Source organism: Vibrio cincinnatiensis DSM 19608 (assembly GCF_900167345.1).
GTDB lineage: Bacteria > Pseudomonadota > Gammaproteobacteria > Enterobacterales > Vibrionaceae > Vibrio > Vibrio cincinnatiensis.
In genome coordinates this window covers 242,087-266,103 of sequence record NZ_FUXB01000002.1, presented here as the reverse complement: position 1 = coordinate 266,103, position 24,017 = coordinate 242,087, and the positions used below count along the sequence as shown (strand labels likewise).

Annotated in this window: 21 protein-coding genes and 1 tRNA gene; 14 read left to right on the top strand and 8 right to left on the bottom strand. The window is 43.1% G+C overall.

Annotated elements, in window-relative coordinates; genetic code table 11:
• Nucleotides 1-543 precede the first annotated feature (543 nt).
• Entirely contained in the window at nt 544-1,851 is a 1,308-nt protein-coding gene (gene fadI / locus B5D54_RS02755; protein WP_078924955.1) for an acetyl-CoA C-acyltransferase FadI, read from the top strand.
• Nucleotides 1,851-3,971, top strand: a complete 2,121-nt coding sequence (gene fadJ, locus B5D54_RS02750) for a fatty acid oxidation complex subunit alpha FadJ (protein ID WP_078924954.1) — start codon at nt 1,851-1,853, stop codon at nt 3,969-3,971. Before fadI ends, fadJ begins: the two co-directional genes overlap by 1 nt.
• A gap of 81 nt (nt 3,972-4,052) precedes the next feature.
• Here fadJ and B5D54_RS02745 read toward each other — a convergent pair whose 3' ends face one another.
• Nucleotides 4,053-4,928, bottom strand: coding sequence for a LysR family transcriptional regulator (locus B5D54_RS02745; RefSeq protein WP_078924989.1), 876 nt, complete (start codon nt 4,926-4,928; stop codon nt 4,053-4,055).
• A gap of 338 nt (nt 4,929-5,266) precedes the next feature.
• On the opposite strand from B5D54_RS02745, the gene B5D54_RS02740 reads away from it, so the two are divergent.
• The 7 genes from B5D54_RS02740 to recR all read left to right on the top strand — a co-directional run bounded on the left by B5D54_RS02740 (nt 5,267) and on the right by recR (nt 10,825).
• Complete coding sequence (locus B5D54_RS02740) at nt 5,267-6,370, top strand: response regulator (RefSeq protein ID WP_078924953.1); 1,104 nt, start codon at nt 5,267-5,269, stop codon at nt 6,368-6,370.
• Nucleotides 6,371-6,536: 166 nt separating this feature from the next.
• A complete protein-coding gene (locus B5D54_RS17420) occupies nt 6,537-6,668 on the top strand; it encodes a hypothetical protein (RefSeq protein ID WP_115173977.1) in 132 nt (43 codons plus the stop codon).
• A gap of 50 nt (nt 6,669-6,718) precedes the next feature.
• Nucleotides 6,719-7,084: a YbaN family protein gene (locus B5D54_RS02735; RefSeq protein ID WP_078924952.1), complete on the top strand. Its 366-nt coding sequence runs from the start codon at nt 6,719-6,721 to the stop codon at nt 7,082-7,084.
• A gap of 131 nt (nt 7,085-7,215) precedes the next feature.
• On the top strand, nt 7,216-7,761 hold the full coding sequence (gene apt / locus B5D54_RS02730; protein ID WP_078924951.1) for an adenine phosphoribosyltransferase: 546 nt from the start codon (nt 7,216-7,218) through the stop codon (nt 7,759-7,761).
• A 21-nt stretch (nt 7,762-7,782) separates the two neighbouring features.
• Nucleotides 7,783-9,795, top strand: a complete 2,013-nt coding sequence (gene dnaX, locus B5D54_RS02725) for a DNA polymerase III subunit gamma/tau (RefSeq protein WP_078924950.1) — start codon at nt 7,783-7,785, stop codon at nt 9,793-9,795.
• A 73-nt stretch (nt 9,796-9,868) separates the two neighbouring features.
• Nucleotides 9,869-10,198 carry a YbaB/EbfC family nucleoid-associated protein gene (locus tag B5D54_RS02720; protein WP_078924949.1) on the top strand — a complete coding sequence of 110 codons (330 nt, stop codon included), beginning with the start codon at nt 9,869-9,871 and terminating at the stop codon, nt 10,196-10,198.
• A gap of 15 nt (nt 10,199-10,213) precedes the next feature.
• Nucleotides 10,214-10,825 (top strand): recombination mediator RecR, encoded by a 612-nt coding sequence (recR, locus tag B5D54_RS02715; protein WP_078924948.1) that lies wholly within the window; start codon nt 10,214-10,216, stop codon nt 10,823-10,825.
• 61 nt (nt 10,826-10,886) lie between these two features.
• Here recR and aqpZ read toward each other — a convergent pair whose 3' ends face one another.
• On the bottom strand, nt 10,887-11,582 hold the full coding sequence (gene aqpZ, locus B5D54_RS02710) for an aquaporin Z (protein WP_078924947.1): 696 nt from the start codon (nt 11,580-11,582) through the stop codon (nt 10,887-10,889).
• A gap of 110 nt (nt 11,583-11,692) precedes the next feature.
• Nucleotides 11,693-11,962: a YkgJ family cysteine cluster protein gene (locus tag B5D54_RS02705; protein WP_078924946.1), complete on the bottom strand. Its 270-nt coding sequence runs from the start codon at nt 11,960-11,962 to the stop codon at nt 11,693-11,695.
• Between the two features lie 151 nt (nt 11,963-12,113).
• Here B5D54_RS02705 and B5D54_RS02700 point away from each other — a divergent pair, with 151 nt between their 5' ends.
• Nucleotides 12,114-12,554 (top strand): YcgN family cysteine cluster protein, encoded by a 441-nt coding sequence (locus B5D54_RS02700; protein ID WP_078924945.1) that lies wholly within the window; start codon nt 12,114-12,116, stop codon nt 12,552-12,554.
• Between the two features lie 125 nt (nt 12,555-12,679).
• On the opposite strand, the gene B5D54_RS02695 is transcribed toward B5D54_RS02700, so the two are convergent.
• The 3 genes from B5D54_RS02695 to B5D54_RS02685 form a co-directional block, all read right to left on the bottom strand.
• A tRNA-Pro gene (locus B5D54_RS02695) sits at nt 12,680-12,756 on the bottom strand.
• A 62-nt stretch (nt 12,757-12,818) separates the two neighbouring features.
• Nucleotides 12,819-14,618, bottom strand: coding sequence for a DUF3413 domain-containing protein (locus tag B5D54_RS02690; RefSeq protein WP_078924944.1), 1,800 nt, complete (start codon nt 14,616-14,618; stop codon nt 12,819-12,821).
• A 34-nt stretch (nt 14,619-14,652) separates the two neighbouring features.
• On the bottom strand, nt 14,653-14,868 hold the full coding sequence (locus B5D54_RS02685; RefSeq protein ID WP_078924943.1) for a YejL family protein: 216 nt from the start codon (nt 14,866-14,868) through the stop codon (nt 14,653-14,655).
• 84 nt (nt 14,869-14,952) lie between these two features.
• Between B5D54_RS02685 and yejK the strand changes: the two genes are divergently transcribed.
• Entirely contained in the window at nt 14,953-15,957 is a 1,005-nt protein-coding gene (yejK, locus tag B5D54_RS02680; RefSeq protein ID WP_078924942.1) for a nucleoid-associated protein YejK, read from the top strand.
• Nucleotides 15,958-16,016: 59 nt separating this feature from the next.
• On the opposite strand, the gene nhaC is transcribed toward yejK, so the two are convergent.
• Entirely contained in the window at nt 16,017-17,459 is a 1,443-nt protein-coding gene (gene nhaC / locus B5D54_RS02675) for a Na+/H+ antiporter NhaC (protein ID WP_078924941.1), read from the bottom strand.
• Between the two features lie 426 nt (nt 17,460-17,885).
• Here nhaC and asd point away from each other — a divergent pair, with 426 nt between their 5' ends.
• Entirely contained in the window at nt 17,886-19,001 is a 1,116-nt protein-coding gene (asd, locus tag B5D54_RS02670; protein WP_078924940.1) for an aspartate-semialdehyde dehydrogenase, read from the top strand.
• 86 nt (nt 19,002-19,087) lie between these two features.
• On the opposite strand, the gene B5D54_RS02665 is transcribed toward asd, so the two are convergent.
• The gene (locus B5D54_RS02665) at nt 19,088-19,723 is read right to left on the bottom strand and encodes a YchE family NAAT transporter (RefSeq protein WP_078924939.1); all 636 of its coding nucleotides are present in this window, start codon (nt 19,721-19,723) and stop codon (nt 19,088-19,090) included.
• A 625-nt stretch (nt 19,724-20,348) separates the two neighbouring features.
• On the opposite strand from B5D54_RS02665, the gene adhE reads away from it, so the two are divergent.
• Nucleotides 20,349-23,021, top strand: a complete 2,673-nt coding sequence (gene adhE, locus B5D54_RS02660) for a bifunctional acetaldehyde-CoA/alcohol dehydrogenase (protein WP_078924938.1) — start codon at nt 20,349-20,351, stop codon at nt 23,019-23,021.
• Between the two features lie 184 nt (nt 23,022-23,205).
• Nucleotides 23,206-23,961, top strand: a complete 756-nt coding sequence (locus B5D54_RS02655; RefSeq protein WP_078924937.1) for a DUF481 domain-containing protein — start codon at nt 23,206-23,208, stop codon at nt 23,959-23,961.
• The last annotated feature ends 56 nt before the right edge of the window (nt 23,962-24,017 follow it).

Here is a 24,017-nt window from a genome sequence, read left to right as displayed (position 1 = left end):
AAATTGTAAATAAATCGTTAATTGTAGAGTTTTAGCTCTATGGTGGGGGTGGGGGAATCGGTTAAAAAGGTGGTTATAGTGGGTCAAGGCGATGGGATCGTAAAGAGAGACGGGAAGATTTAAAAAGGTTCATTTTTTTGTTGGAAATTTCATGGCGTTTATAAAGTCATCAGAGTTTGTCCTGAATCAATTTTTAGTTCCACAAGAGAGGGGAAACGGGCATAAAATTGATCTAATTCAAAATATCCTACCCTCAAGACGTTATAGTACCCCTTGTCATCTCGTTGGTCCTTGTGGCTGACATGTTGAGCAAGATGACACTTCCTTTTGAAGGCTGACTTTACTTTCTCCTAATCAGGAAACTGATTATTTCAATTGGCGTAAGTTAATTGCTTTATATACATTCCAACCACACAGTTCTGTGTGGTTTTTTTTTGCTTTCTTTCGCTGCCGAAATCACGTTTATTTAAACACTTGTTTGATTGGTGTAACAATTTGATTACAATGCTTGTCAGGTCAGACCTCTTATTCTAAGGAGAAATAATGGGCAAGCAGGAAGTGAAAACGCGTTCTGGTGAACGTGTCGCCATTGTTGCAGGGTTAAGAACACCATTTGCACGCCAAAGTACGGCATTTTCTCAAATCCCCGCAGTAGAGTTAGGCAAGATGGTGGTGAGTGAGCTGCTCACTCGAACGGATATCGATCCCCGCTTAATAGAACAAGTGGTTTTTGGACAAGTGGTACAGATGCCAGAAGCGCCCAATATTGCACGGGAGATCGTATTGGGAACGGGTATGAATATTCACACGGATGCTTACAGTGTGACACGAGCTTGTGCAACCAGTTTTCAATCGGCGGTAAATGTAGCCGAAAGTATTATGGCGGGGACGATTGATATTGGTATCGCTGGTGGGGCCGATTCCTCCTCTGTTTTGCCTATTGGTGTGTCTAAAAAGCTGGCCGCCAGTTTACTGGCTTTAAGTAAAGCGAAAAGCTTAAGGCAAAAATTTTCAATTCTAACTGCTCTCTCTTTTAAAGATCTCATGCCTGTTCCTCCAGCGGTTGCAGAATATTCAACCGGTCTTTCAATGGGGCAAACGGCGGAGCAAATGGCTAAATCCCACGGGATTTCTCGCTCAGATCAAGATGCACTCGCCCACCGTTCTCATATTCTTGCTGCAAAAGCTTGGAATGAAGGAAAGATCCGCGAAGAAGTGATAACGGCTTTTCCAGAACCTTATAAGGCATGGATCGATAAAGATAATAATGTCCGCTTTGATTCTACCGTTGAAGGGTATGCCAAGTTACGTCCGGCCTTTGACCGTCAATATGGTACGGTAACTGCGGCCAACAGTACCCCATTAACCGATGGTGCGGCTGCCATTATTTTAATGCGCGAAGGCCGAGCCAAAGATCTGGGGTTTCCCGTGATGGGCTATATCCGTTCTTATGCCTTTTCTGCTATTGGTGTCGAAAAAGATATGTTGATGGGGCCTTCTTATGCGACGCCACTCGCTCTAGAGCGTGCAGGTATTGAGTTGAGCGATCTCACCTTGATTGATATGCATGAAGCTTTTGCTGCACAAACATTAGCGAATTTAAAGATGTTTGCGAGCGATCAATTTGCTCAGCAGTATTTAGGCCGGGCCAAAGCGATTGGTGAGGTTGACATTGATAAGTTTAATGTACTGGGCGGTTCGATTGCCTATGGGCACCCTTTTGCTGCGACAGGAGCAAGAATGATTACCCAAACACTGCGTGAATTACAGCGTCGTGGGGGAGGGTTAGCACTGAATACGGCTTGCGCTGCTGGTGGACTCGGGGCAGCTATGATTTTGGAGGTCGAGTAATGAGCGAGGCAAAAGCATTTCGTTTAAAAATAGATGATCAGCATATCGCATGGTTGGCTATCGATGTGCCTGGAGAAAAGATGAATACCTTGCAAGCGGCATTTGCGCAGGAGATGCAAGACGTATTTAAACAGCTAGATGAACAAAAAAAACAGTTAAAAGGGTTGATTATCTATTCGTTAAAACCTGATAACTTTATTGCAGGAGCCGACGTTCGCATGTTAGATGCTTGTCGATCTGCTTCAGAAGCGCAATCGTTGGCGACTCAGGGTCAACAAATGTTTCAGCAATTAGAAGCCTTCCCTTTTCCTGTCGTGGCCGCGATTCATGGCCCTTGCCTTGGCGGTGGACTTGAGCTCGCCTTAGCTTGTGATTATCGAGTGTGTAGCGATGATGATAAAACACGGCTTGGTTTACCTGAAGTGATGTTAGGGTTGCTGCCCGGTTCAGGAGGCACTCAGCGTTTGCCTCGTTTGATTGGTCTACTGCCCGCGTTGGATTTGATTCTAACGGGGAAACAGCTAAGAGCCAACAAAGCGAAGAAGCTTGGCGTGGTGGATGCTTGTGTTCCTGAAAGTGTTTTGTTGGATGTTGCACAGCGTTTTATCACGGATAAAGGTAAGAAGCGTGGCAAAGTGACGTTATCAGTAAAAGAAAAATTGATGGCTAACACAGGGTTCGGTCGTAAAGTGATATTTGATCAAGCCCGTAAGAAGACAGCACAAAAAACACGAGGAAACTATCCGGCTGCCGATGCCATTTTAGAGGTCATTGAAACCGGGTTGGATAAAGGCTTTAAAGCGGGGTTAGCCAAAGAAGCCACTCGTTTTGGTGAGCTGGTCATGACTCCAGAATCGAAAGCATTGCGGTCGATCTTTTTTGCTACTACGGAGATGAAAAAAGAGTACGGCAGTGATGCGAAGCCTCGTGATATCCAACGTGTCAGCGTGTTGGGTGGGGGCTTAATGGGCGCTGGGATCAGTCATGTCAGTGTGGCTAAAGCAAAATTGCCAGTAAGAATTAAAGATGTTTCTAATGACGGTATTCTTAATGCCTTAAGCTATAACTACAAACTGTTTGATAAGCAGCGTAAACGGAGAATTATCAGTAAGTCTCAATTACAGAGTCAGATGATGAAACTATCAGGTGGGACAGATTTTACGGGCTTTCAACATTTGGATGTTGTGATTGAAGCGGTGTTTGAAGATCTGCCTCTCAAACAGCAAATGGTGGCGGAGGTAGAGCAACACGCTCAGCCTGATACGATTTTCGCAACCAATACTTCCTCATTGCCTATCAAAAAAATTGCGGAAAAAGCAGCACGGCCTGAGAATATTGTCGGCCTGCATTATTTTAGTCCCGTTGAAAAAATGCCTTTGGTCGAAGTGATCCCTCATTCAACCACTTCCGCTGATACGATTGCGACGGTTGTTGCTTTAGCCAAGCAACAAGGGAAAACGCCGATTGTTGTTAAAGACTGTGCTGGATTTTATGTAAACCGTATTCTTGCGCCGTATATGAATGAGGCAGCAAAAGTGTTGTTGGCAGGTGAGCCGATAGAGAAAATTGATGCCGCACTGCTCAACTTTGGTTTTCCGGTTGGCCCCATTACCTTATTAGATGAAGTTGGGATCGATGTTGGATCGAAAATCATGCCAATATTGGTCAATGAGCTTGGGCCGCGTTTTCAAGGACCAGAGGTTTTTGAAGCGTTACTGAATGATAATCGAAAAGGGCGAAAAACAGGAAAAGGCTTTTACTCTTACAAAGGGGGTAAAAAGAAGCAAGTGGATAAGTCGGTCTACAAACTCTTGAAGCTGACTCCTGAATCGAAGTGGAGTGATAAAGAGATTGCGCTTCGTTGTGTCCTGCCTATGTTAAATGAAGCGGTTCGATGCCTCGATGATGGTATTATCCATTCCGCCAGAGATGGTGATATCGGTGCTATTTTTGGCATAGGCTTTCCCCCGTTTCTCGGAGGACCATTCCGTTATATGGACCAACTCGGGTTAAAAACGCTGGTGGAAATGATGAACCAACATGCACAAAAGTATGGCGATCATTTTGCCCCTTGTGATGGGCTAGTGACTCGGGCAGGTTTAGACGAAACCTTTTACTAATTTATCTTTTTATTAACAAAAAAAGGCACAAAGAGAGCAAGTATTGCATTTGCTCTCTTTTTATTTGGATACAAAACAAGATTAGTGGATATGGTAAGCAATCACAAAATCGATAAATAAACGCACTTTTTCTGGTAAATGATCTTTATGGTTATATAGCATATAGATATCACGAGGGTTTGCACTCCAATCGGGTAGAATGCGCACTAAGCTACCATCAGCAAGAAATTCTTTCAGCATAACATCGGGCATTAACGTTATTCCTAGCCCATCAGAGCAAGCACTGCGAATGACATTCAGCGCATTGGATTGAAAGCGTCCATGGTCATTATTAATGACGTGTTCCCCTTGGCTATTAACCAATTGCCATTTGAGTAAAGGTTCACCTTTTAATAAAGAGTGATGGGAGAGGTCTTCGGCATGGACGGGTTCTGGCTGTTTTGCTAGATAGTGAGGGCTAGCAACTAAAATATCTTTGACTTCACCAATTTTTCTGGCAATTAAGCTTGAGTCTCGTTGAGGGCCAACTCGAAAAATGACATCCCATTCTGTGGGGTCTAATTGGTCGGCGTGGTTACTGGTGGTGAGATCAAGGCTGATTTCTGGATATTGATGCATGAATTCATTAAACATGGGCATCATCATCCGTTTGGTTAAGTTAGAAGGCGATGAGAGTCGAATCGTACCGGAGGCGCCCCGACATTCGTCAGTGATTTCTTCAGCCATTGCGGCGAGACGTTCAAGTAGTGGTGAGCAATCTCGAAAAAAACGTTCACCCGCTTCGGTCAAAGATAATTTACGAGCGTGACGGTTTAATAACCGAAGATTTAAAGAATCTTCTAATGCCTGAATACGTCGAGTAATGGTAGCAACAGGAATCATCGTTTTACGAGATGTGGCGGTGTAGCTACCATGTTCGACAACCAGTCGAAAGAGATTAAGATCATCTAATTTCATTATTCCTGCCACATTATCTTGAGAATTTAAGTAATTTATACGGATATCTTCATATAAAGGTTGCGTCATATCAACTTGTTGGACGATTCGTGATATTCCATACATATAGTATGCAACGATGGTACAAAGAGGAATATTTGTATAAATCTTATTTCATGACTATTTTGTAAGTAAGGTAAAAGACCTTCTTATATCGCTAGCTTGTTATCAATATACAGAATAAAGTGCGGCAATATTGAGGTAATTACTGTTCAGTATCATTAAAAATAACATTACGGGTTACCGGCTGTCGGAATGCATTTGAACAGGGCAAGTAACCACATAGTAGGGTCGGCGCTATGTATAAAAACTATATGAGAGAGAATAAGCGATCAGAAAAACCACCGGAACAGGATACGTTGATTATGCTGGTGGATGATGATCCCATTTTTAGACGGGTAACCAGTGGTTATCTTTCTGCTCAGGGATATAAAGTGGTTGAAGCGGAAGATGGCCTTGATGGTTTGAGAAAATTACGCAGTAATGAGCCGGATCTGGTTCTGTGTGATTTGTCGATGCCAGTCTTAAACGGTATTGAGTTTGTTGAAGAAGTCAGCCTTGAGTACCCATCATTACCACTGATTGTTGTTTCTGCAACAGATGAAATGGCAGAGATAGCCAAAGCACTTCGCTATGGAATTAAAGATTTTTTACCCAAGCCCATTGGTAACCATGAATATTTGCGCTGTGCTATCAAAAGTACTTTGGAAGATGCAACCCATCATTTGTGTGACCAACGGGACTTTGCCAGTCAATGGTTTCGAGTTGAGGGTGGAGGTGAAGTGCCAGAAGAACAAGAGCTCCATTGGCATTTAGAATACCTGCGAGAAAACCCGAATACAGCCAAAGAACTCTTACAAGCATTATTACCCGAAAATGATACAGCACAAGGGATTTGGAAATGCAGTTATCGATTACTACAGTCAACCGATGTGATGCCATTGGTGTTCGATTATGCATGGCTGATGAACGGGCAACTCATCTTTTATATTATTGATTCATCCAGTGATGAAGAATTAGGGGTCGCCAGCACATTATTAGTTCGAGCCTTATTTAATGACTATCTCCGTAATTTACGCAGTTTTAGTGCAGATTTAAAAGATCTGGCCAGTATTTTTGAACGAGGTATTGAATGTTCTGAAGGGGGGACTTCGATGTCCGCTTTATTTGGTTTAGCTGACTTAACAGAGGGAGCGGTATCACTATTACCTGCCGGTCTAGCGTGCCAGTGGTCAAATGGTTATACCATGCACACGATTGGTTCTGGCATGAAGTTAGGAGAAAACTGCCTGAAGAACTTTATTACTAAGGATTTGCCCATTCATCGGGGTTGCCAAATTTCAGTAAGTTGTTTGGGAAGCAGTAGTTTTACCCTCGATATTTATCAAGGCATTCAAAGCTAGTAACAGAACGCCAAGTACTGGGTTCGAGAAGGTAATAACCTTATGTTTTGTCTGTGTTTGTCTTTGTTCGTTTAAGGTATATTGCACTAGATGTGGTTTTTAACAAATGCGTTACTTAATCACAACAGTAATCCTTATAGAGACCGAGCAAAAGAGACGGATATCAATGGCAGACAAAGTATTTAAAGAACCCTATAATGTGTTTTATTTTTTAGGTTTTATCGCCGCTCTCCTGATCCCAACCCTACCTGCGTTATTAACGTGGATTCGTGTTGTTAACGGATATTCAGGATTTTAGTTTAAGTATAAGCGAGGTCCATCATCAATATTCGGCATCTGATACTTAATATTGTTGGTGGGCTGAGTCTTTGTCTCGGCGTATTGGGTATTGTTTTACCACTTCTTCCAACCACTCCTTTTATTCTTTTATCCAGCGCTTGCTTTTTTCGTAGTAGCCCTAAGTTTTATCATTGGTTACATCATCACCGCTTATTTGGTCCAATCTTAATCAATTGGCAACAACATAGAGCCGTTTCTAAGCAAGTAAAACGGCGTGGTTGTGTATTCATTCTTATTAGCTTCGCTTTTTCTATCGCCATTGTGCCCCATTTGTGGTTAAAAATTCTGCTCTTTATCGGCCTTGTGGTCTTGATTGCTTGGTTTGTGCGCTTACCCACGTATGAGTTAGTTGCTAATCAACCAGAAAATCACTAGCATTATGGGGAAGTGTGCCCGCTCTTCGAGTGGGCCTTTGTTTTTTAGTATGCATACACATGAACGTGCATAGAACGCTAATTCTTACCAGTAGCCTAAGCTATGGTGAGCCAATCGAAGTTAATTGAGCTATGACAACCGAAACTCTCTCTTTTATTAAATCAAGCATCAAGAGTATCCAAGACTATCCAAAACCAGGCATTTTATTTCGAGATGTCACCAGCTTATTGGAAGATGCCAAAGCCTATCACGCGACCATTCAACTATTGGTTGAAAAGTATCAGCCGATGGGATTTGACAAGGTCGTTGGAACAGAAGCCCGTGGCTTTTTATTTGGTGCACCGCTGGCATTAGAGTTAGGTGTGGGGTTTGTTCCTGTGCGTAAGCCAGGCAAATTGCCGAGAGAGACGATCGCTCAGTCTTATGAACTTGAATATGGGACGGATACTTTGGAAATCCATGTGGATGCCATCAAGCCCGGGGATAAAGTATTGGTTGTAGATGATCTACTAGCGACAGGTGGCACCATTGAAGCTACGACCAAGCTGATTCGTAACCTTGGTGGTGAGGTTGAACATGCTGCCTTTGTGATTAATTTGCCCGAAATTGGTGGTGATAAGCGTCTTGAACGTTTAGGTTTACATGTTTTCAGTCTTTGTGAATTTGAAGGCCACTAAATAGCCAAAACGGAAGGTTTCATGAGTTATCTAGCCTTAGCGCGAAAATGGCGTCCCACTAAATTTAAAGAAGTTGTCGGCCAAGCGCATGTATTAACTGCTCTAGAAAATGCTTTAACGCAAAATCGACTTCATCACGCTTACTTGTTTAGTGGTACGCGAGGTGTCGGTAAAACGACCATTGGACGTTTGTTTGCTAAAGGGCTGAACTGCGAAACGGGAATTACGTCAACACCGTGTGGGCAATGCTCGACGTGTAAAGAAATTGATCAAGGTCGATTTGTTGATCTATTGGAAATTGATGCCGCTTCTCGAACGAAAGTGGAAGATACCCGTGACTTACTAGATAATGTTCAATATAAACCCGCTCGAGGCCGTTTTAAGGTTTATCTTATTGATGAAGTTCATATGCTGTCTCGCCACAGTTTCAATGCGTTACTCAAAACGCTGGAAGAGCCGCCAGAGTATGTGAAATTCATACTAGCAACGACCGATCCACAGAAGTTGCCCGTCACGATTTTATCCCGTTGTTTACAATTTCACTTAAAACCGATCACGGTTGAAAATATTCAACAGCAACTTGAGCATATTCTTCAAGCTGAACAGGTTGAGCGAGACCCTAAAGCGCTGTCACTTATTGCTCATGCAGCCGATGGCAGTATGCGTGATGCATTAAGTTTGACTGATCAAGCCATTGCTCTTGGCAATGGTTATATTCAGTATGACATGGTGGCCCATATGTTGGGTACGCTAGATACTGACCAAGCATTAACTTTATTGCAGGCAATTAGCAGTAAACAACCTCAACTGGCCATGAGTTGTATTGAGTCTCTTGCTCATAATGGGGTGGATTGGGATGGTTTACTGCAACAATGTGCAACGCAGTTACACCGGATTGCGATGTACCAAGCCTTACCATCTAGTGTTGATAAGTTACAGCCAGATGCAGAGAAAATCAGAGGGCTTTCACAGTCATTAGCCCCACAGGATGTTCAACTCTATTATCAAATCGTGTTGAAAGGGCGGGATGATCTTCCGCTCGCGCCGACAGCACGAATTGGTATTGAGATGATTGTATTACGAATGATGGCTTTTCGACCTTCACGCGTTTCGGTTGTGAATTCACTGGCATCTCAACATGCCACGGATGCCATGGCCTCATCGCCAGTGACGAACATGGTGCCTTCTGTTTCGTCAGAGCCTCAAGTACCATCAGAACCCAAAGCCCCATCGACTCAAGCATCTCCGTCTAAGCCTTTAGCCGAAGATAATGTGGCACAAGAATCTGAGCCTGTCGTCTCGAGCTCAATACCGAGTTCTACTTCCCCGGTTGTGGGGTTGCGGCACCAACTGCGCTCTCAGCGCCAAGGGCTTACCCCGAAAGGGAGTACGCCAAAAAAGCCTAGTGCGGCATCAGCAAAACCACCATCAGTATTAGAACGACTGGCTCAACGTAGCCAATCGACAACGATGCCGATGTCGCCGAGCCTTCAACCGACTGAACAAGCGCAGCCTGATGAACAAATGTATCAATGGCGTCCTTCACTCGACATAGAGCCTGCCTCCTCGATAAACAATGACCTAACGCCCACCCAAATAAAGCAAGCGCTAGAGCATGAAAAAACACCTGAGATGGCGGAAAAATTGATTGCAGAATCTGTTCAACTCAATGAATGGGCTGCGTTGATACAGCGGTTAGAAACGGCAAAATTAGTTGAGCAGTTGGCTTTAAATTCCACATACCAAAAGCAGGGTTCATCTATCGTATTAACTTTGCGATCTTCCCACGCTCATCTCAATACTGATAAAGCACAAAGTGAGCTGTTACAAGCCATTAATGAGCAATTGGGGGAAGCGTGTCAGTTAACCGTGACCATTGGGGAAGAGGGGGAAACGCCACTAGAGCTAAGAGAACGTTTGTATCAACAAAAACTCGCTTTTGCGATAGAGAGCCTGATACAAGATCCGAACGTGCAATTTATCGAGCGTCGTTTCAATGCTGAATTTGATAAACAAAGCGTTCGACCTATTTAACGAGTGGGGTTGAGATTGATTAATTTTGCCCCCATTTATTTCAAACGATTGAAGAAAAACCAGAGAGATAACTATGTTTGGTAAAGGCGGTATGGGCAACTTAATGAAGCAAGCCCAACAAATGCAAGAACGTATGCAAAAGCTACAAGAAGAAGTAGCGAATATGGAGATCACCGGTGAATCGGGTGCTGGCTTGGTTAAAGTTACCGTAACGGGAAGCCATAGTGTACGTCGTGTCGAAATTGATGAAAGCTTGATGGAAGACGATAAAGAGATGCTGGAAGATCTGATTGCAGCCGCTTTTAATGATGCCTCTCGCCGAATTGAAGAGACTCAGAAAGAAAAAATGTCAGCCATTACCGGTGGAATGCAGCTTCCTCCGGGTATGAAAATGCCATTTTAAACCTGAGTATGAATAATGCGTAGCAGTCATATGCTGGAGCATTTGATGGAGGCCTTACGTTGTCTGCCTGGGGTTGGCCCCAAGTCAGCACAGCGTATGGCCTTTCATTTGTTACAGCGAGATAGAAAAGGTGGCTTACAGCTTGCTGATGTCCTCAGCCAAGCGATGGTTGAGATTGGCCACTGCAGCGAGTGTCGAACCTTTACCGAGGAAGACGTCTGTCATATTTGCCGTAATGCGAAACGACAAGAAAATGGCCAACTTTGTGTGGTGGAAAGCCCTGCCGATATCGCCGCTTTAGAAGCAACGGGACAATATTCAGGCCGCTATTTTGTGTTAATGGGTCACCTTTCCCCACTTGATGGGATTGGCCCTAGTGATATTGGTCTGGATGTGTTGGATTTTCGTTTGCAGAAAGGGGGGATCAGCGAGGTGATTCTGGCAACAAATCCGACGGTCGAAGGGGAAGCCACCGCGCATTACATTGCTGAGTTATGCCATGAACACCAAATATCGGTCAGCCGTATTGCACATGGTGTGCCTGTGGGGGGCGAGTTAGAGTTGGTGGATGGTACTACGCTATCTCATTCATTACTGGGGCGACAAAAGCTCCATTCCGGTTTTTAATTCTTTTCTCTCAAGGCCCATCGTAATGATGGAGCCTTGAGGTTATCATTTCATCAATCCATTATGCGGATTGGCGACCTAATAATTGCTTGTAGATTAATGCACCTAGAGCAGCACCAACAATCGGTGCAACCCAGAATAGCCAAAGTTGTGATGTGGCCCAATCCCCTACAAAAAGTGCCACAGCTGTACTACGAGCTGGGTTGACTGATGTATTGGTGACAGGAATCGAGATCAAGTGGATCAGGGTTAGGCATAAACCAATAGCAATAGGGGCAAAGCCTTGTGGTGCGCGAGAATCCGTAGCCCCCATGATAACGATCAAAAACATCATGGTCATAACCACTTCAGAAACCAGTGCAGCGGTCATTGAATAACCACCTGGTGAGTGTTCACCAAAACCATTGGCGGCAAAACCAGAGGCTGCGACATCAAAACCCATTTGACCTGTTGCGATCACATACAGTACTGCGCCCGCAATCACGCCACCAAAGACTTGAGAAAGAAGGTAAGGGATAACCTCTTTCGCTGAGAATCGCCCCCCCACCCATAGGCCAATAGTCACAGCAGGGTTTAAATGGCAGCCAGAGATATGACCAATGGCAAAAGCCATTGTCAGGACGGTTAAACCAAAAGCCAGAGCAACACCAAGTAGACCAATTCCCACTTCAGGAAAACCTGCGGCTAGCACAGCACTACCACAACCACCGAGTACCAACCAAAAGGTACCAAACGCTTCTGCATAATATTTATTCATGATTCCTAACCTTATAAAATTCATGGGTATAACCCAAGCGCTGGAAATCTACTGCTTTGCTAGCGTGGAAAAGTCAGAGGAATGAAAAATATGGATCTAGATAGCAAATTTTATTGGTGTGGCGGTATATTCTGCGTGCAATGTTCCAAGAACGTTAAGTTTTGTAATGCTTGTTGTTGGTTTTCTCCGCAGACACTTGCACAAGCTTTGAATTGGTGGCAAACCGCTGGGCGTTCTGGTTTTCCAAACAGTTGGCATAAATCTTCGTCATTCAGTTGAATGCAGCGAACCCCAGCAGGTTTACCGTGTGGCATCCCCGGAATAGGAGATGAAATACTCGGTGCAATACAGCAAGCGCCACAACCCAGTCGACAGTCCATTTTTTCACCTTTATCAAGACAGTCATAATAAGGCCGGTGATCCTAACAGATCTCACCGCGATGCACAGTGAAATTCCCGCTCATCACTTGAAGTTTCCAAAAGGGAGGGGTATAACACCTGACCCTAATACGTTGATAAAAGTAAGGTGCTATGAGTATTCCCTTTTGGCAAAGCAAATCATTAGAACAGATGACGGAAGCAGAGTGGGAGTCACTGTGTGATGGTTGTGGTAAGTGCTGCTTGCATAAGCTAATGGATGAAGATAGCGATGACGTTTATTACACAAATGTGGCTTGTAGTTGGTTGAATAGTAAAACGTGTGCGTGTAAAGATTACCCAAATCGCTTTGAATCTGGGGAAGAGTGCCTCAAGCTTACTAGAGATAAGATTGATGAATTTAACTGGTTACCAGAAACCTGTGCCTATCGATTACTAGCTGACAGTAAGCCGCTTCCTGAATGGCATCCATTAATTACTGGTTCTAAAGCAGCGATGCATGCCGCTGGTGAAAGTGTCCGTAATAAAGTCGTCTATGAAATCGATGTGATCGATTGGGAAGATCACATTTTGAATCATCCCAATAGGGCCTAAGTCTTCTTCCCTCTCCATATCACTATCTTTGTGTTTAGGGTGGGGGGATGATTTGACGGTTGAAGAGTGTCTATTTTATCTTTCTGACAAAAAAAAGAGAGCCGAAGCTCTCTTTTTTAGGTGTATGGTCGGACTGAGAGGATTTGAACCTCCGACCCCCGACACCCCATGACGGTGCGCTACCAAGCTGCGCTACAGTCCGATGGGCGTAATGTACTTATTTTTATTGTGACCGTCAAGCCGAAAAATGCTTAAAGTCATGATTTAATTGTCTTTTGAATAAAAACGCTGCAATTCGGTTAAACCTTGCATCAAAATTGGCAGCGTCGGATTCTCATCGGTTAATCGCTGGTAGTTTTCATCATACAGTTTGAAGTTGCCAAACTTATCTATCACTGTGGTTTGTTGCTCGGTAATAAGGGCTAACTCGCGTGAATCACCAGCAAGTATCCAGCGTCGTTTGTTTTCATTAAATAAATTTTTTCCGCTACTGAAATCGTTAGGGTTAGAAGAGACACCCAGTAGATCCTGCAATAGCGTTACAGAAAAGTCTAAATGGCTGGAACGGTGTGTAAATGTTGCGGGCATTTTTCCTGGCCAATAAACAATCATTGGAACCTGTAGTTGGTAACGACTGTAATTACTGTTCGCTCCCCAACTGTTCGTTTTGGTTTCATTGAATTCTGTGCCGTGGTTCGATGTGATGACAACAATGGTATTATCCAATAATTGTAAAGATTCTAGCTGAGCATAGAGCTGCGCTAATTCATGATCGGCTTGAGTGACCGATTCGTAATAGCTATTGCGTAGTCTGTCGGTCGCGGTCGATTTTTGATCGCTGATCGTCATGGAATTAAATCGGCTAACGGTCGTAAGTTCGATAAAGCTTAACCAAGGGGAATTTTGTTCTTGAACCCACTGTCCCCAGCGTTGGATAGTTTGCCTATCGTGACTTGTTTCTGCTTCAAATGGCGTTTGGATGAGCGGTAGACCGCGAAAGACCGTTTCTTGAAAAAGAGGGTCAGAAAAATTATCACTACTGAATAAACCAAATTGGTATTTCTGATTTTTTAGTGCATCAATTAAGATGGGTAGTGTGCCTTGAACCTTAATGCTGCTGGCGTAGCTGCTGGGTAGCCCATAGAACAAGCCAAACATGCCATACATATCATTGCTGGAGCTAAAATGATGACTAAAAGTCAGCGCGTTGTTGGCAAACTGGTAAGTATTTGGCATGAGGTGCTCGGTGACAACATCTGCACGTAGGCTATCGACACTGGCAATGAGAATATTTAAATGGTTTGCTCTGCGGCCAAATTCGATTTTCTCTAACGGATAATTGACCAAATCGACGCTATTTTGATTCTCTTCCAAACGTTTTAAATACTTATCTCTATCCAACAGGCCATGTTTTTCCATAAAAGATTTGGCCGTCATTGGGTAGGACAATGGGAAATTGGATTTTTGGCTGGTGACTGGGGCATAAAAATAGGCATCAGACCAAACATAGATCACATGGCTGGTGATAAAGCTAATGAAAAAAACAGCCGCGAGAGGGCGTCCAACCCGTTTATGAGATAGGCGTCGTTGCTTTCGCCACACCCATTCAGATAAGCCTAATTGCAGTAAGAATATTAGAGGTAGAACGACAAATAGGTGCTGTAGATCGGCGCTAATGCTACTTTCATCGCTGAACAGTAGTTCCCATACCACAGGGGTCAAATGCAAGTTGATGGTCTGGTAGGTTTGCGTATCAATTAAGAGAACGGTTAAACCTAATGTGGCAAAACAAACCGCAATAAAGCGGAACAACATCCGAGATGGAATGAGGAACGTGAGTGGAAAAAGGATTAATAGGTAGAGCGCAAACACTAAGAAGCCAAAATGGCCCACCCAAGAAAATGCAAGATAAAATTGCCCTAAGAGTGTATCTGGCCATGGGGTTTGAGTAATGTACCGTGTACCGATAAGCATGGCTGCAATAATATTAAAGAAAGCAAACCAATGTCCCCAGCTCACTAAACGTGATACTCGCTCGCCGTATGTGTTTCCGCTATCTACCATGGGTTTTTCTATTTATCCGGTGTTGTCAATGAAATTAGTTCTGTAAAGAAGAGGTTAATGCCTGAGCAAACTTCTCTGCAATCGCTTTACGCTGTGAACTGGCCACATTGTGATTTAGAACATTGGTGGCGATATTACCTGCGATCATCAGCGTTAATTCTGGAGACGCACTATGTTTATCAAGAATGGCAGCGATTTCGGTCAGGATAGTTTCAACTTTTTCGTCACTGTATTTCGATGTAATTGGCATAAAGACTCTATAGATGATAGTAAAAGCGGCTTATGATAACCTACTATGCCTTACAACTGAAACCAGTACGACGATTATTTCACTATGAGTTTGCACCTTTCCAATGTCATTTTGCATCAATTATGTAAAAACGATAACGATGAGTTAATGGTTAATTACCGAACTCAATCTCTTGATAATGATACCTCAACCGAAAACTTGGTCGCTGAGTTACATCGCGTCTTTAATGCGAAAGCAGGGAAGGGGTTTGGCTCGTTTAAATCCGACAGTGAGGTTCAACGTTGGTTACAAGCTCTGCGCAAAGGTGAGGAAGATTTTTATACGTTTTCTCAGATGAGTGCGCAGCGGCTAAAAAATGAACTGATTAAATATCCCTTCGCTGATGAAGGCATTCTTGTGTTGGCGGAGTATCAATCGCTTTCTACCCATTTCTTGTTTATTGGTTTATTACCCTTAAACCAAAGCCTAAAAGTGACAGAGGGGTTGGATATCAGCGCGACGGATTACTTAGATATCAGTAAGATGGATATTGCAGCAAGGGTTGATCTTTCCAGTTTTGAAACAGACAAAGATTCCAACCGTTATCTTTCTTATATAAAAGGACGGGTGGGGCGTAAAGTCTCTGATTTTTTCCTAGATTTCTTACAAGCGGATATTGGACTGGATCCTAAGCAACAGAATCTAGTATTGATGCAAGCAGTGGAAGATTTTTGTAGTGATGCAAAATTGGAAAAAGAAGAGGCCATTAGCTACAAACGGCAGGTGTATGACTACTGTAATGATCAAATTAAATCCGGTGATGAAGTTCAGGTCAAAGAGCTTTCTGGAGAGTTACCCCCTAGCCAAGAAGGAACCAGTTTTTTTGAGTTTACGCGTCAACATGGTTATGAGTTAGAAGAAAGTTTCCCAGGAGATCGTTCAACCGTAAGGACACTGACTAAGTATGTAGGCGCTGGTGGTGGGCTTAACATCAGTTTTGATAGTTTATTAATGGGTGAGCGCGTATTTTATGACCCGGAAACCGATACTTTGACTATTAAGGGAACGCCCCCCAATTTGCGTGAACAGTTAACGAGAAAAAATCAGTAAAATCCACATAAAATGGAAAAGGAGCGATAAACGCTCCTTTTTTACTTTAGTGAAGATGATTAAACGGATTGACGTTGTAAATCGGTTTCTTCGCCCATATTTTCAGCACTGGCTTCTGCAATGGGTTCACATTTGTCAACGAACCATCCCATGTACGAGGTGAAAATCGTCACAATGATACAGACAAAGCTGAGCCACATGAAAGGCGCATAAGAGAGAGTCGCAACCCCTAAGATGCTTGCCATGTATATGCCATTATCACTCCATGGCACCATTCCCGATGTCAGCGTGCCACCAAATTCTGCATTTCGGGACAAGTTTTTACGTTGGTAACCTAAGCGGTCATAGTTTTTGGCACAAATTTTGGGAGTGAGAATCAATGATACGTACATGGCTGAACCAAATACGTTACCCATAAATGCGGTACCTATGGTGCTAGTTGCCAGTGAACCACTATTGGTGACTCGACGTTCAAACAGCTTGGCGATGGTTTCGAGTACGCCAACTCTATCCAATAGACCTCCGAAGCCTAGACCAAAAATGATCACAGCAACCGATCCAAGCATAGAAGACATACCGCCACGATTTAGGATGGAGTCAATAAAATCCACACCAGATGAAATGCTGAACGGAGCCCATGCGGTGTTAAATGCAGGAAGAAATTCAACATCTTGAATCATGATAGCCCAAATGATGCCGAGCAATGATCCAAAGCTAATGACTGGGAAAGAGGGCATACGCATAGCCAGAAGCCCCAAGACAATCAATACCGGAATAAAAGAGTATGGCGTGATATAAAATTGAGTTTCCATCGCATTGATAACGGATTGGACCTGTGACATGTCTACATTACCAGCATAGTGGAAACCAAATAAGGTAAACATTAATCCAGTAATAACGTAGCTGATCAAAGCAATTGGGAGCATACCTTTAATGTGTTCCATTACTTCAACATTGGACATGGATGAGGCGAGAATCACGGAGTCTGACAGAGGAGACATCTTGTCGCCAAAGTAGCATCCAGATAAAACAGCACCAGCGGTTACGGGCGCTGGAACGCCGAGCCCTTGGCCTATTCCCATCATCGCAATCCCTGCTGTTCCGGCGGCTCCCCAAGAAGTTCCTGTTGCTAACGCGGTCAAAGAACAAATGATCATCGTGGCAAGCAAGAAAATAGAAGGGTGGATAGCCTTTAATCCATAATAAATGATGGTTGGAACGATCCCTCCGGCGATCCAAGTACCCACGAGGGCACCAACCGCAAGAAGGATTAATACTGCACCTAATCCATTGGAAATGCCATTGAGTGCAGCTTTCTCTAATTCTTTATACTGGTGACCAAGGCGAATGCCGAGCACCATGATAATAAACCAGCCGATGTAAAGAGCGAGCTGGATGGGTAAATCAAACTTAGCAGTAAACGAAAAAGCCAATAATAAAAACAGACCCAGTGCAACAATCACTTGCAGCAAACTGGGTAAGCGTGGTGGGGCCTGTGTCATTTTTAGAACCTCTTGTTTGATGGTTGTAGTAGGTAGTAGAGAGGGACATCTTTTATCAGTTCGGCAGGACTTTACATTAAATAATGTTATATATCGAATTTAAAGCATGTTGTTGTGATTTATGTCGATATAGTGCTTGTTATTTAGACTTAAATGTTTGTTTTAGGTGAAGGTATGAAATAAAAAAGTGTGTAGTGTGATATTTGTGTGTAACAAAAGTTCGATATTTAAGTAAAAATTTAATTATCTAATGCTAAAAAATCACAAGATAAATCTTTTTAAGGGGTTGAAGTTGAATCAGTGATAAAGCACAGTAGGGATCAAGAAAAGTCTCAATAAAAGGTAAGAATATCTTGAGATTTTAGATCGAACCCCTTATAGGTGGTGATCACAATTTTTTGTTTGAACACACGGAGAGTTAGTCCAATGAGAGTAGGTTTAGTCGGTTGGCGTGGCATGGTTGGTTCAGTACTGATGCAGCGAATGGTTGAAGAAAAAGATTTCGACCTTATCGACCCGGTATTTTACAGTACATCACAAATTGGCATTGCTGCGCCTAACTTTGGTAAAGATGCAGGGTTGTTACAAGATGCTTTTGATATTGACAGTTTAAAGCAACTCGATGCGGTGATTACTTGCCAAGGTGGAGGGTATACTGAAAAAGTATTTCCTGCTCTTCGTCAAGCAGGATGGAAAGGTTACTGGATTGATGCAGCATCGACGTTACGAATGGACTCTGAAGCCATCATTACTTTGGATCCCGTTAACTTTACTCAAATTCAACAGGGTATTCATCAAGGCACGAATACTTTTGTTGGTGGGAACTGTACCGTTAGTTTAATGTTGATGGGGTTAGGGGGGTTATTCGAGAAGGGGCTAGTGGAATGGACTAGTGCCATGACTTATCAAGCCGCGTCAGGCGCTGGTGCACAGAACATGCGTGAGCTGATTTCACAAATGGGTGTTATCAATGATTCCGTGAGTTCAGAGCTTGCAAATCCATCAAGTTCCATTTTAGATATCGATCAGAAAGTGGCTGAAACGATGCGTTCAGCATCTTTCCCAACCGATAACTTTGGTGTTCCTCTAGCGGGCTCTCTGATCCCTTGGATTGATGTGAAGCGTGAAAATGGTCAAAGTAAAGAAGAGTGGAAAGCGGGCGTAGAAGCTAATAAGATTTTGGGTTTCCAAAATTCTCCGATTCCTATTGATGGAACCTGCGTTCGTATCGGAGCGATGCGTTGCCATTCTCAAGCTCTCACTATCAAGCTCAAACAGAATGTTCCGCTGGATGAAATCGAAGAGATCATCGCTTCGCACAATGACTGGGTTAAAGTGATTCCGAATGAGCGAGACATCACAGCACGTGAACTGAGCCCAGCAAAAGTGACTGGGACACTTTCTATTCCTGTGGGACGTTTACGTAAAATGGCGATGGGGGAGACTTTCCTTAATGCCTTTACCGTTGGCGATCAACTTTTGTGGGGAGCGGCAGAGCCATTACGGCGAACATTGCGTATTATTCTTGCAGAAAAACGCTAGTCAGTATCGATCAATCAAGTGATAACGAAGAAAGCGCCATTAGGCGCTTTCTCTCTTTGAGTCGAGTTTCCATGCAGACAAACGGGTTAAGCGAGGCCTGGGAATAGGCTACGTAATCCATTAGCAATAAATTCAATACCGAGCGCTCCTAGGATTAGTCCCATAATACGGGTGATCACGTTGATTCCTGTTTGTCCAAGAATGCGCACAATATAAGGGGCTGAACGAAACAGTAACCAAGAGCTGATACTGAAAACCGCAATGGTTAATGCAATCCCCAAAGTATCCAACATTCCAGGGTAACGAGCACTGTAAACAATGGTTGAACTAATTGCGCCTGGGCCGGCCATTAAGGGCATAGCGATAGGAACGATGCCAATTTGCTCTCGGCTAATATGCTCAGATTTTTCCTGTTTGTTCTGCTTATCCTCTCCGAGTTTTCCACTCATCATAGAAAAAGCAATACTGAGCAATAACAGACCGCCAGCCACTCTAAAGGAGTCAAGGGAAATACTAAACATATCCAACAGAACCTGACCGCCGAGCAGCGCTGTGATCAAGATAACGGCAACAGCAATATTGGCGGTGGCTGCGGTTTTGTTTTTTTCTTCCACGGTCATGTGGCTGGTGAGTGAAACAAACACCGGCATAATACCAACCGGGTTAACGGCCGCAACCAGCCCTAAAAAAAACTGAAGAAAAATGGCAAGTTCAAGATGCATGAAAGATTCTCTTGGCGATCATTGGGGTGAAATAAAGCCAGCGTAATGTATGTTAATCCACATAAAAGTACGAATGAAAAAAACTATCGCATTGATTTGTTCATGATTAAGAAAACTAATGCTTTACTCATAATACAAATAAATTGTTGCATTTTATGAAGGTCGAGCAGTATTGCGTGATCACTTTGTTAACAATGCCACAGTTTAGCTAAAAATTGAGATGGAGAGTGGAGAGTTGAGTCGGAGCTTATATACTCAACGTAGCACATGAAATGTTGGCTACAAGTGGTTATGTTGTTTAAAAATGAAACTTTTTTACAGTTTGTTGTAGTTTTTTTATTTTTTTGATTTGTAAAGAGTATATTTTTGATATGAGATTTTTTGTTCTGTTTTTATTTTAATTCAATAGGTTATGTTCTGTTTTTCCTACCTTCTACCCCTTGGGTGGTAATTACTTTTTGATAACTGATCTGAGTCAATTTTTTTCATACAGTGAAATATTATACTCAGTCGTGAAAGCTATTTACTAAGTCTGCTGGTAAGTTGGTCATCAAGATCAGGAAAGAGCATCCAATTGACGATTTAATAAAGAGTTTTTAACATTTTTTATTTTAGGAGATTCATTATGCCTGTAACTAATTTGGCTGAACTTGATGCTCTCGTTGCTCGCGTGAAAGCGGCACAAGCAGAATTTGCCACTTTCTCTCAAGAGCAAGTGGATAAAATTTTCCGCGCTGCATCATTGGCCGCTAACCAAGCTCGTATTCCTCTAGCGCAACAAGCGGTAGCAGAATCTGGCATGGGGATTATTGAAGATAAAGTGATCAAGAACCACTTTGCGTCTGAGTTTATTTATAACAAATACAAAGATGAAAAAACCTGTGGCATTCTTGAAGAAGATGACAACTTAGGTACGATGACGATTGCAGAACCGGTTGGTATCATCTGTGGTATTGTTCCTACAACAAACCCGACTTCTACGGCTATCTTTAAGTCTCTTATCTCTTTGAAGACTCGTAACGGTATCATCTTCTCACCACACCCACGTGCAAAAAACTCAACCAACGCGGCGGCGAAATTGGTTCTGGATGCAGCAGTAGCCGCTGGTGCACCTAAAGATATTATTGGTTGGATTGATCAGCCTTCTGTTGAACTGTCTAATGCTTTGATGAAGCATGACGGGATTGCTCTTATCCTTGCAACGGGTGGTCCTGGTATGGTGAAAGCAGCGTACTCTTCTGGTAAACCTGCAATTGGTGTAGGCGCTGGTAACGTACCTGTTGTGATTGATGAAACAGCCGATATCAAACGAGCGGTGGCTTCTGTACTGATGTCTAAAACATTTGATAATGGTGTAGTTTGTGCATCTGAACAAGCCGTTATCGTGATGGATGAAGTGTATGATGAAGTAAAAGAACGTTTTGCTACACATAAAGCACACGTTCTAAGCAAAGCCGATGCTGATAAAGTTCGTAAAGTTTTACTTATTGATGGTGCGCTAAACGCGAAAATTGTTGGTCAACCAGCTACTGCTATCGCTGAAATGGCGGGCGTGAAAGTTCCAGCAGATACTAAGATTCTTGTGGGTGAAGGTATCGGTGAAGTCTCTTACGATGATGAATTCGCTCATGAAAAATTGTCGCCAACACTGGGTATGTTCCGTGCATCTTCTTTTGAAAATGCTGTTGATCAAGCAGTGAAAATGGTAGAAATCGGCGGTATTGGCCACACTTCTGGTTTGTATACAAACCAAGACGTGAATGCAGATCGTATCCGTTATTTTGGTGACCGTCTAAAAACAGCACGTATTCTTGTAAACATCCCAACCACTCACGGTGGTATCGGTGACCTTTACAACTTTAACGTTGCTCCTTCTTTGACGCTTGGCTGTGGTTCTTGGGGTGGTAACTCTATCTCTGAAAACGTTGGTCCTAAGCACTTAATCAACAAGAAAACAGTGGCTAAGCGAGCTGAAAACATGTTGTGGCATAAACTTCCTAAATCTATCTATTTCCGTCGTGGTAGCCTTCCCATTGCCCTTGGCGATCTAGAAGGTAAAAAACGCGCATTCCTAGTGACAGACCGTTTCCTATTCAATAACGGTTATTCTGACGATGTGGTTAGCTTGTTAAAAGCACAAGGTATGGAAGTGCAAACTTTCTTTGATGTAGAAGCGGATCCAACACTTTCTGTTGTTAAGAAAGGTGCAGATGCGATGAAGAGCTTCCAGCCAGATGTGATTCTTGCTCTTGGTGGTGGTTCACCAATGGATGCAGCGAAAATTATGTGGGTAATGTACGAGCACCCAGAAACGCATTTTGAAGAGCTTGCTATGCGCTTTATGGATATCCGTAAACGTATTTACAAGTTCCCTAAAATGGGTCAAAAAGCAGAATTGGTATGTATCACAACTACCTCAGGTACTGGTTCAGAAGTCACCCCATTTGCCGTTGTTACTGACGATGCCACGGGTGCGAAATACCCACTAGCCGATTATGAATTAACGCCTAACATGGCTATCGTTGACGCGAACCTTGTTATGAATATGCCTAAGTCTCTTACTGCGTTTGGTGGCTACGATGCCGTGACTCACGCTCTAGAAGCTTATGTGTCTGTTCTTGCAAACGAATACTCTGATGGTCAAGCACTGCAAGCGCTTAAAATGCTGAAAGAGTACTTACCTTCAAGCTATAAGAATGGTGCAGCCGACCCAATTGCTCGTGAAAAAGTACACAACGCAGCGACAATCGCTGGTATCGCTTTTGCGAACGCTTTCTTGGGTGTATGTCACTCTATGGCTCACAAAATTGGTGCAGAGTTCCACTTACCACACGGCCTTGCTAACGCATTGTTAATCTCTAATGTGGTTCGTTACAATGCGAATGATAACCCAACGAAACAAACGGCATTTTCTCAATATGACCGCCCACAAGCACGCCGTCGTTATGCTGAAGTTGCCGACCATTTAGGTTTAAGCCAAGCCGGTGACCGTACTGCACAGAAAATTGAACGCTTGCTAACGTGGTTGGAAGAGTTGAAGAAAGATCTTGATATTCCACTATCGATTCAAGCGGCTGGCGTGAACGAAGCGGATTTCCTTGCAAAAGTTGACGAATTGTCGGTTGAAGCATTCGATGACCAATGTACAGGTGCAAACCCTCGTTACCCACTGATTTCTGAGCTAAAAGATGTGCTTCTAGCTGCTTACTACGGTAAGCCATTTGTTGAAGGTGAAACGTTCGAAGGAACGACCGTCATCAAGAAAAAAGAAGACCAAAAAGTAGCAAAGAAAAAGTAAGTTGAGTTGATGAGAGGTTTTCGCTAGCACGAAGCCCCTCAATAAAACACAAAGCCCTTCTATTTATGGAAGGGCTTTTTTTATGGGCAGATGCTTTTAGAGACTGGATTTTTACGTGACGTTTACTTAGCGTGTGAGTGGGTTTGTTATAGTCCCCTCTTTATCAAAACGATAAAGGATAACAATGAGACCGCGAATCCCATTGAGTAAAATGAGCCTTTTACTGATGAGTTTATCTACGTCAAGCCTTGCTCTGGCTGATCTCGAAGAGGAAAAAAGCCCATGGAGTGGGGATGCTAAGCTTGGTTTTATTTATTCAAAAAATAACACTTCAACCTTGTCGATTAATTCTGGGGCAAGCCTGAAATACGATCAAGAGCAGTGGCATCAGCAGTTGGCTCTGGCGACTTTCTATTCTTATAAGTCTGATAGTGATGAAGACGGAACGAATAAGTATCGGCTTATTTATGATGTTAAGCACGATGTCAGCCCACGTTTATTCGTGTTTGGTAACAGTAAATATGAACATGATCAATATGCAACGTATCGTCATCAAGCTTTGATAGTCAGTGGCCTTGGCGCGACTCTGATCAATACAAAAGCAACCCAAGTCGACATGGGTTTTGGCCCGGGCTTTCGCCACTCGGTTCGTCAACCTTCCACGAGTGTTGAAGGCTCTCGAAGTGATAACGAATGGATTGCTAATGCTTTTTTGCAAACAAAAAGTAAGGTAAGCCAAAGTGTATCGGTTGGAGTATCAGCAAGAGTGGATTATGGTGACAGCAATACCACAACTAGTTTAAAAGGGACGCTATCGAATAAATTAGCTGAGAAATTGGCGCTGGTTTTTGACACGGAATACATTAATAACACGACAGTGGCAAAAGGAAAAAGCCATGATGAGATATACAGTACGTTGAGTTTAAGTTATGCCTTTTAGAATAAAGAGAAAGCGATTCATCTCTTCAAATAGCACTGTTTAAATGGATGGTGAAT

Excerpts from the sequence above, each read along its gene's own strand:
- B5D54_RS02705 (WP_078924946.1), bottom strand. The coding sequence starts at position 11,962 with ATGGACTGTCGACTGGGTTGTGGCGCTTGCTGTATTGCACCGAGTATT.
- adhE (WP_078924938.1), top strand. The coding sequence starts at position 20,349 with ATGCCTGTAACTAATTTGGCTGAACTTGATGCTCTCGTTGCTCGCGTG.
- B5D54_RS02700 (WP_078924945.1), top strand. The coding sequence starts at position 12,114 with ATGAGTATTCCCTTTTGGCAAAGCAAATCATTAGAACAGATGACGGAA.
- fadI (WP_078924955.1), top strand. The coding sequence starts at position 544 with ATGGGCAAGCAGGAAGTGAAAACGCGTTCTGGTGAACGTGTCGCCATT.
- B5D54_RS02720 (WP_078924949.1), top strand. The coding sequence starts at position 9,869 with ATGTTTGGTAAAGGCGGTATGGGCAACTTAATGAAGCAAGCCCAACAA.
- B5D54_RS02740 (WP_078924953.1), top strand. The coding sequence starts at position 5,267 with ATGTATAAAAACTATATGAGAGAGAATAAGCGATCAGAAAAACCACCG.
- asd (WP_078924940.1), top strand. The coding sequence starts at position 17,886 with ATGAGAGTAGGTTTAGTCGGTTGGCGTGGCATGGTTGGTTCAGTACTG.
- yejK (WP_078924942.1), top strand. The coding sequence starts at position 14,953 with ATGAGTTTGCACCTTTCCAATGTCATTTTGCATCAATTATGTAAAAAC.
- nhaC (WP_078924941.1), bottom strand. The coding sequence starts at position 17,459 with ATGACACAGGCCCCACCACGCTTACCCAGTTTGCTGCAAGTGATTGTT.
- B5D54_RS02685 (WP_078924943.1), bottom strand. The coding sequence starts at position 14,868 with ATGCCAATTACATCGAAATACAGTGACGAAAAAGTTGAAACTATCCTG.
- B5D54_RS02665 (WP_078924939.1), bottom strand. The coding sequence starts at position 19,723 with ATGCATCTTGAACTTGCCATTTTTCTTCAGTTTTTTTTAGGGCTGGTT.
- B5D54_RS02655 (WP_078924937.1), top strand. The coding sequence starts at position 23,206 with ATGAGACCGCGAATCCCATTGAGTAAAATGAGCCTTTTACTGATGAGT.
- fadJ (WP_078924954.1), top strand. The coding sequence starts at position 1,851 with ATGAGCGAGGCAAAAGCATTTCGTTTAAAAATAGATGATCAGCATATC.
- recR (WP_078924948.1), top strand. The coding sequence starts at position 10,214 with ATGCGTAGCAGTCATATGCTGGAGCATTTGATGGAGGCCTTACGTTGT.
- B5D54_RS02745 (WP_078924989.1), bottom strand. The coding sequence starts at position 4,928 with ATGAAATTAGATGATCTTAATCTCTTTCGACTGGTTGTCGAACATGGT.
- apt (WP_078924951.1), top strand. The coding sequence starts at position 7,216 with ATGACAACCGAAACTCTCTCTTTTATTAAATCAAGCATCAAGAGTATC.
- B5D54_RS17420 (WP_115173977.1), top strand. The coding sequence starts at position 6,537 with ATGGCAGACAAAGTATTTAAAGAACCCTATAATGTGTTTTATTTTTTA.
- dnaX (WP_078924950.1), top strand. The coding sequence starts at position 7,783 with ATGAGTTATCTAGCCTTAGCGCGAAAATGGCGTCCCACTAAATTTAAA.
- B5D54_RS02690 (WP_078924944.1), bottom strand. The coding sequence starts at position 14,618 with ATGGTAGATAGCGGAAACACATACGGCGAGCGAGTATCACGTTTAGTG.
- aqpZ (WP_078924947.1), bottom strand. The coding sequence starts at position 11,582 with ATGAATAAATATTATGCAGAAGCGTTTGGTACCTTTTGGTTGGTACTC.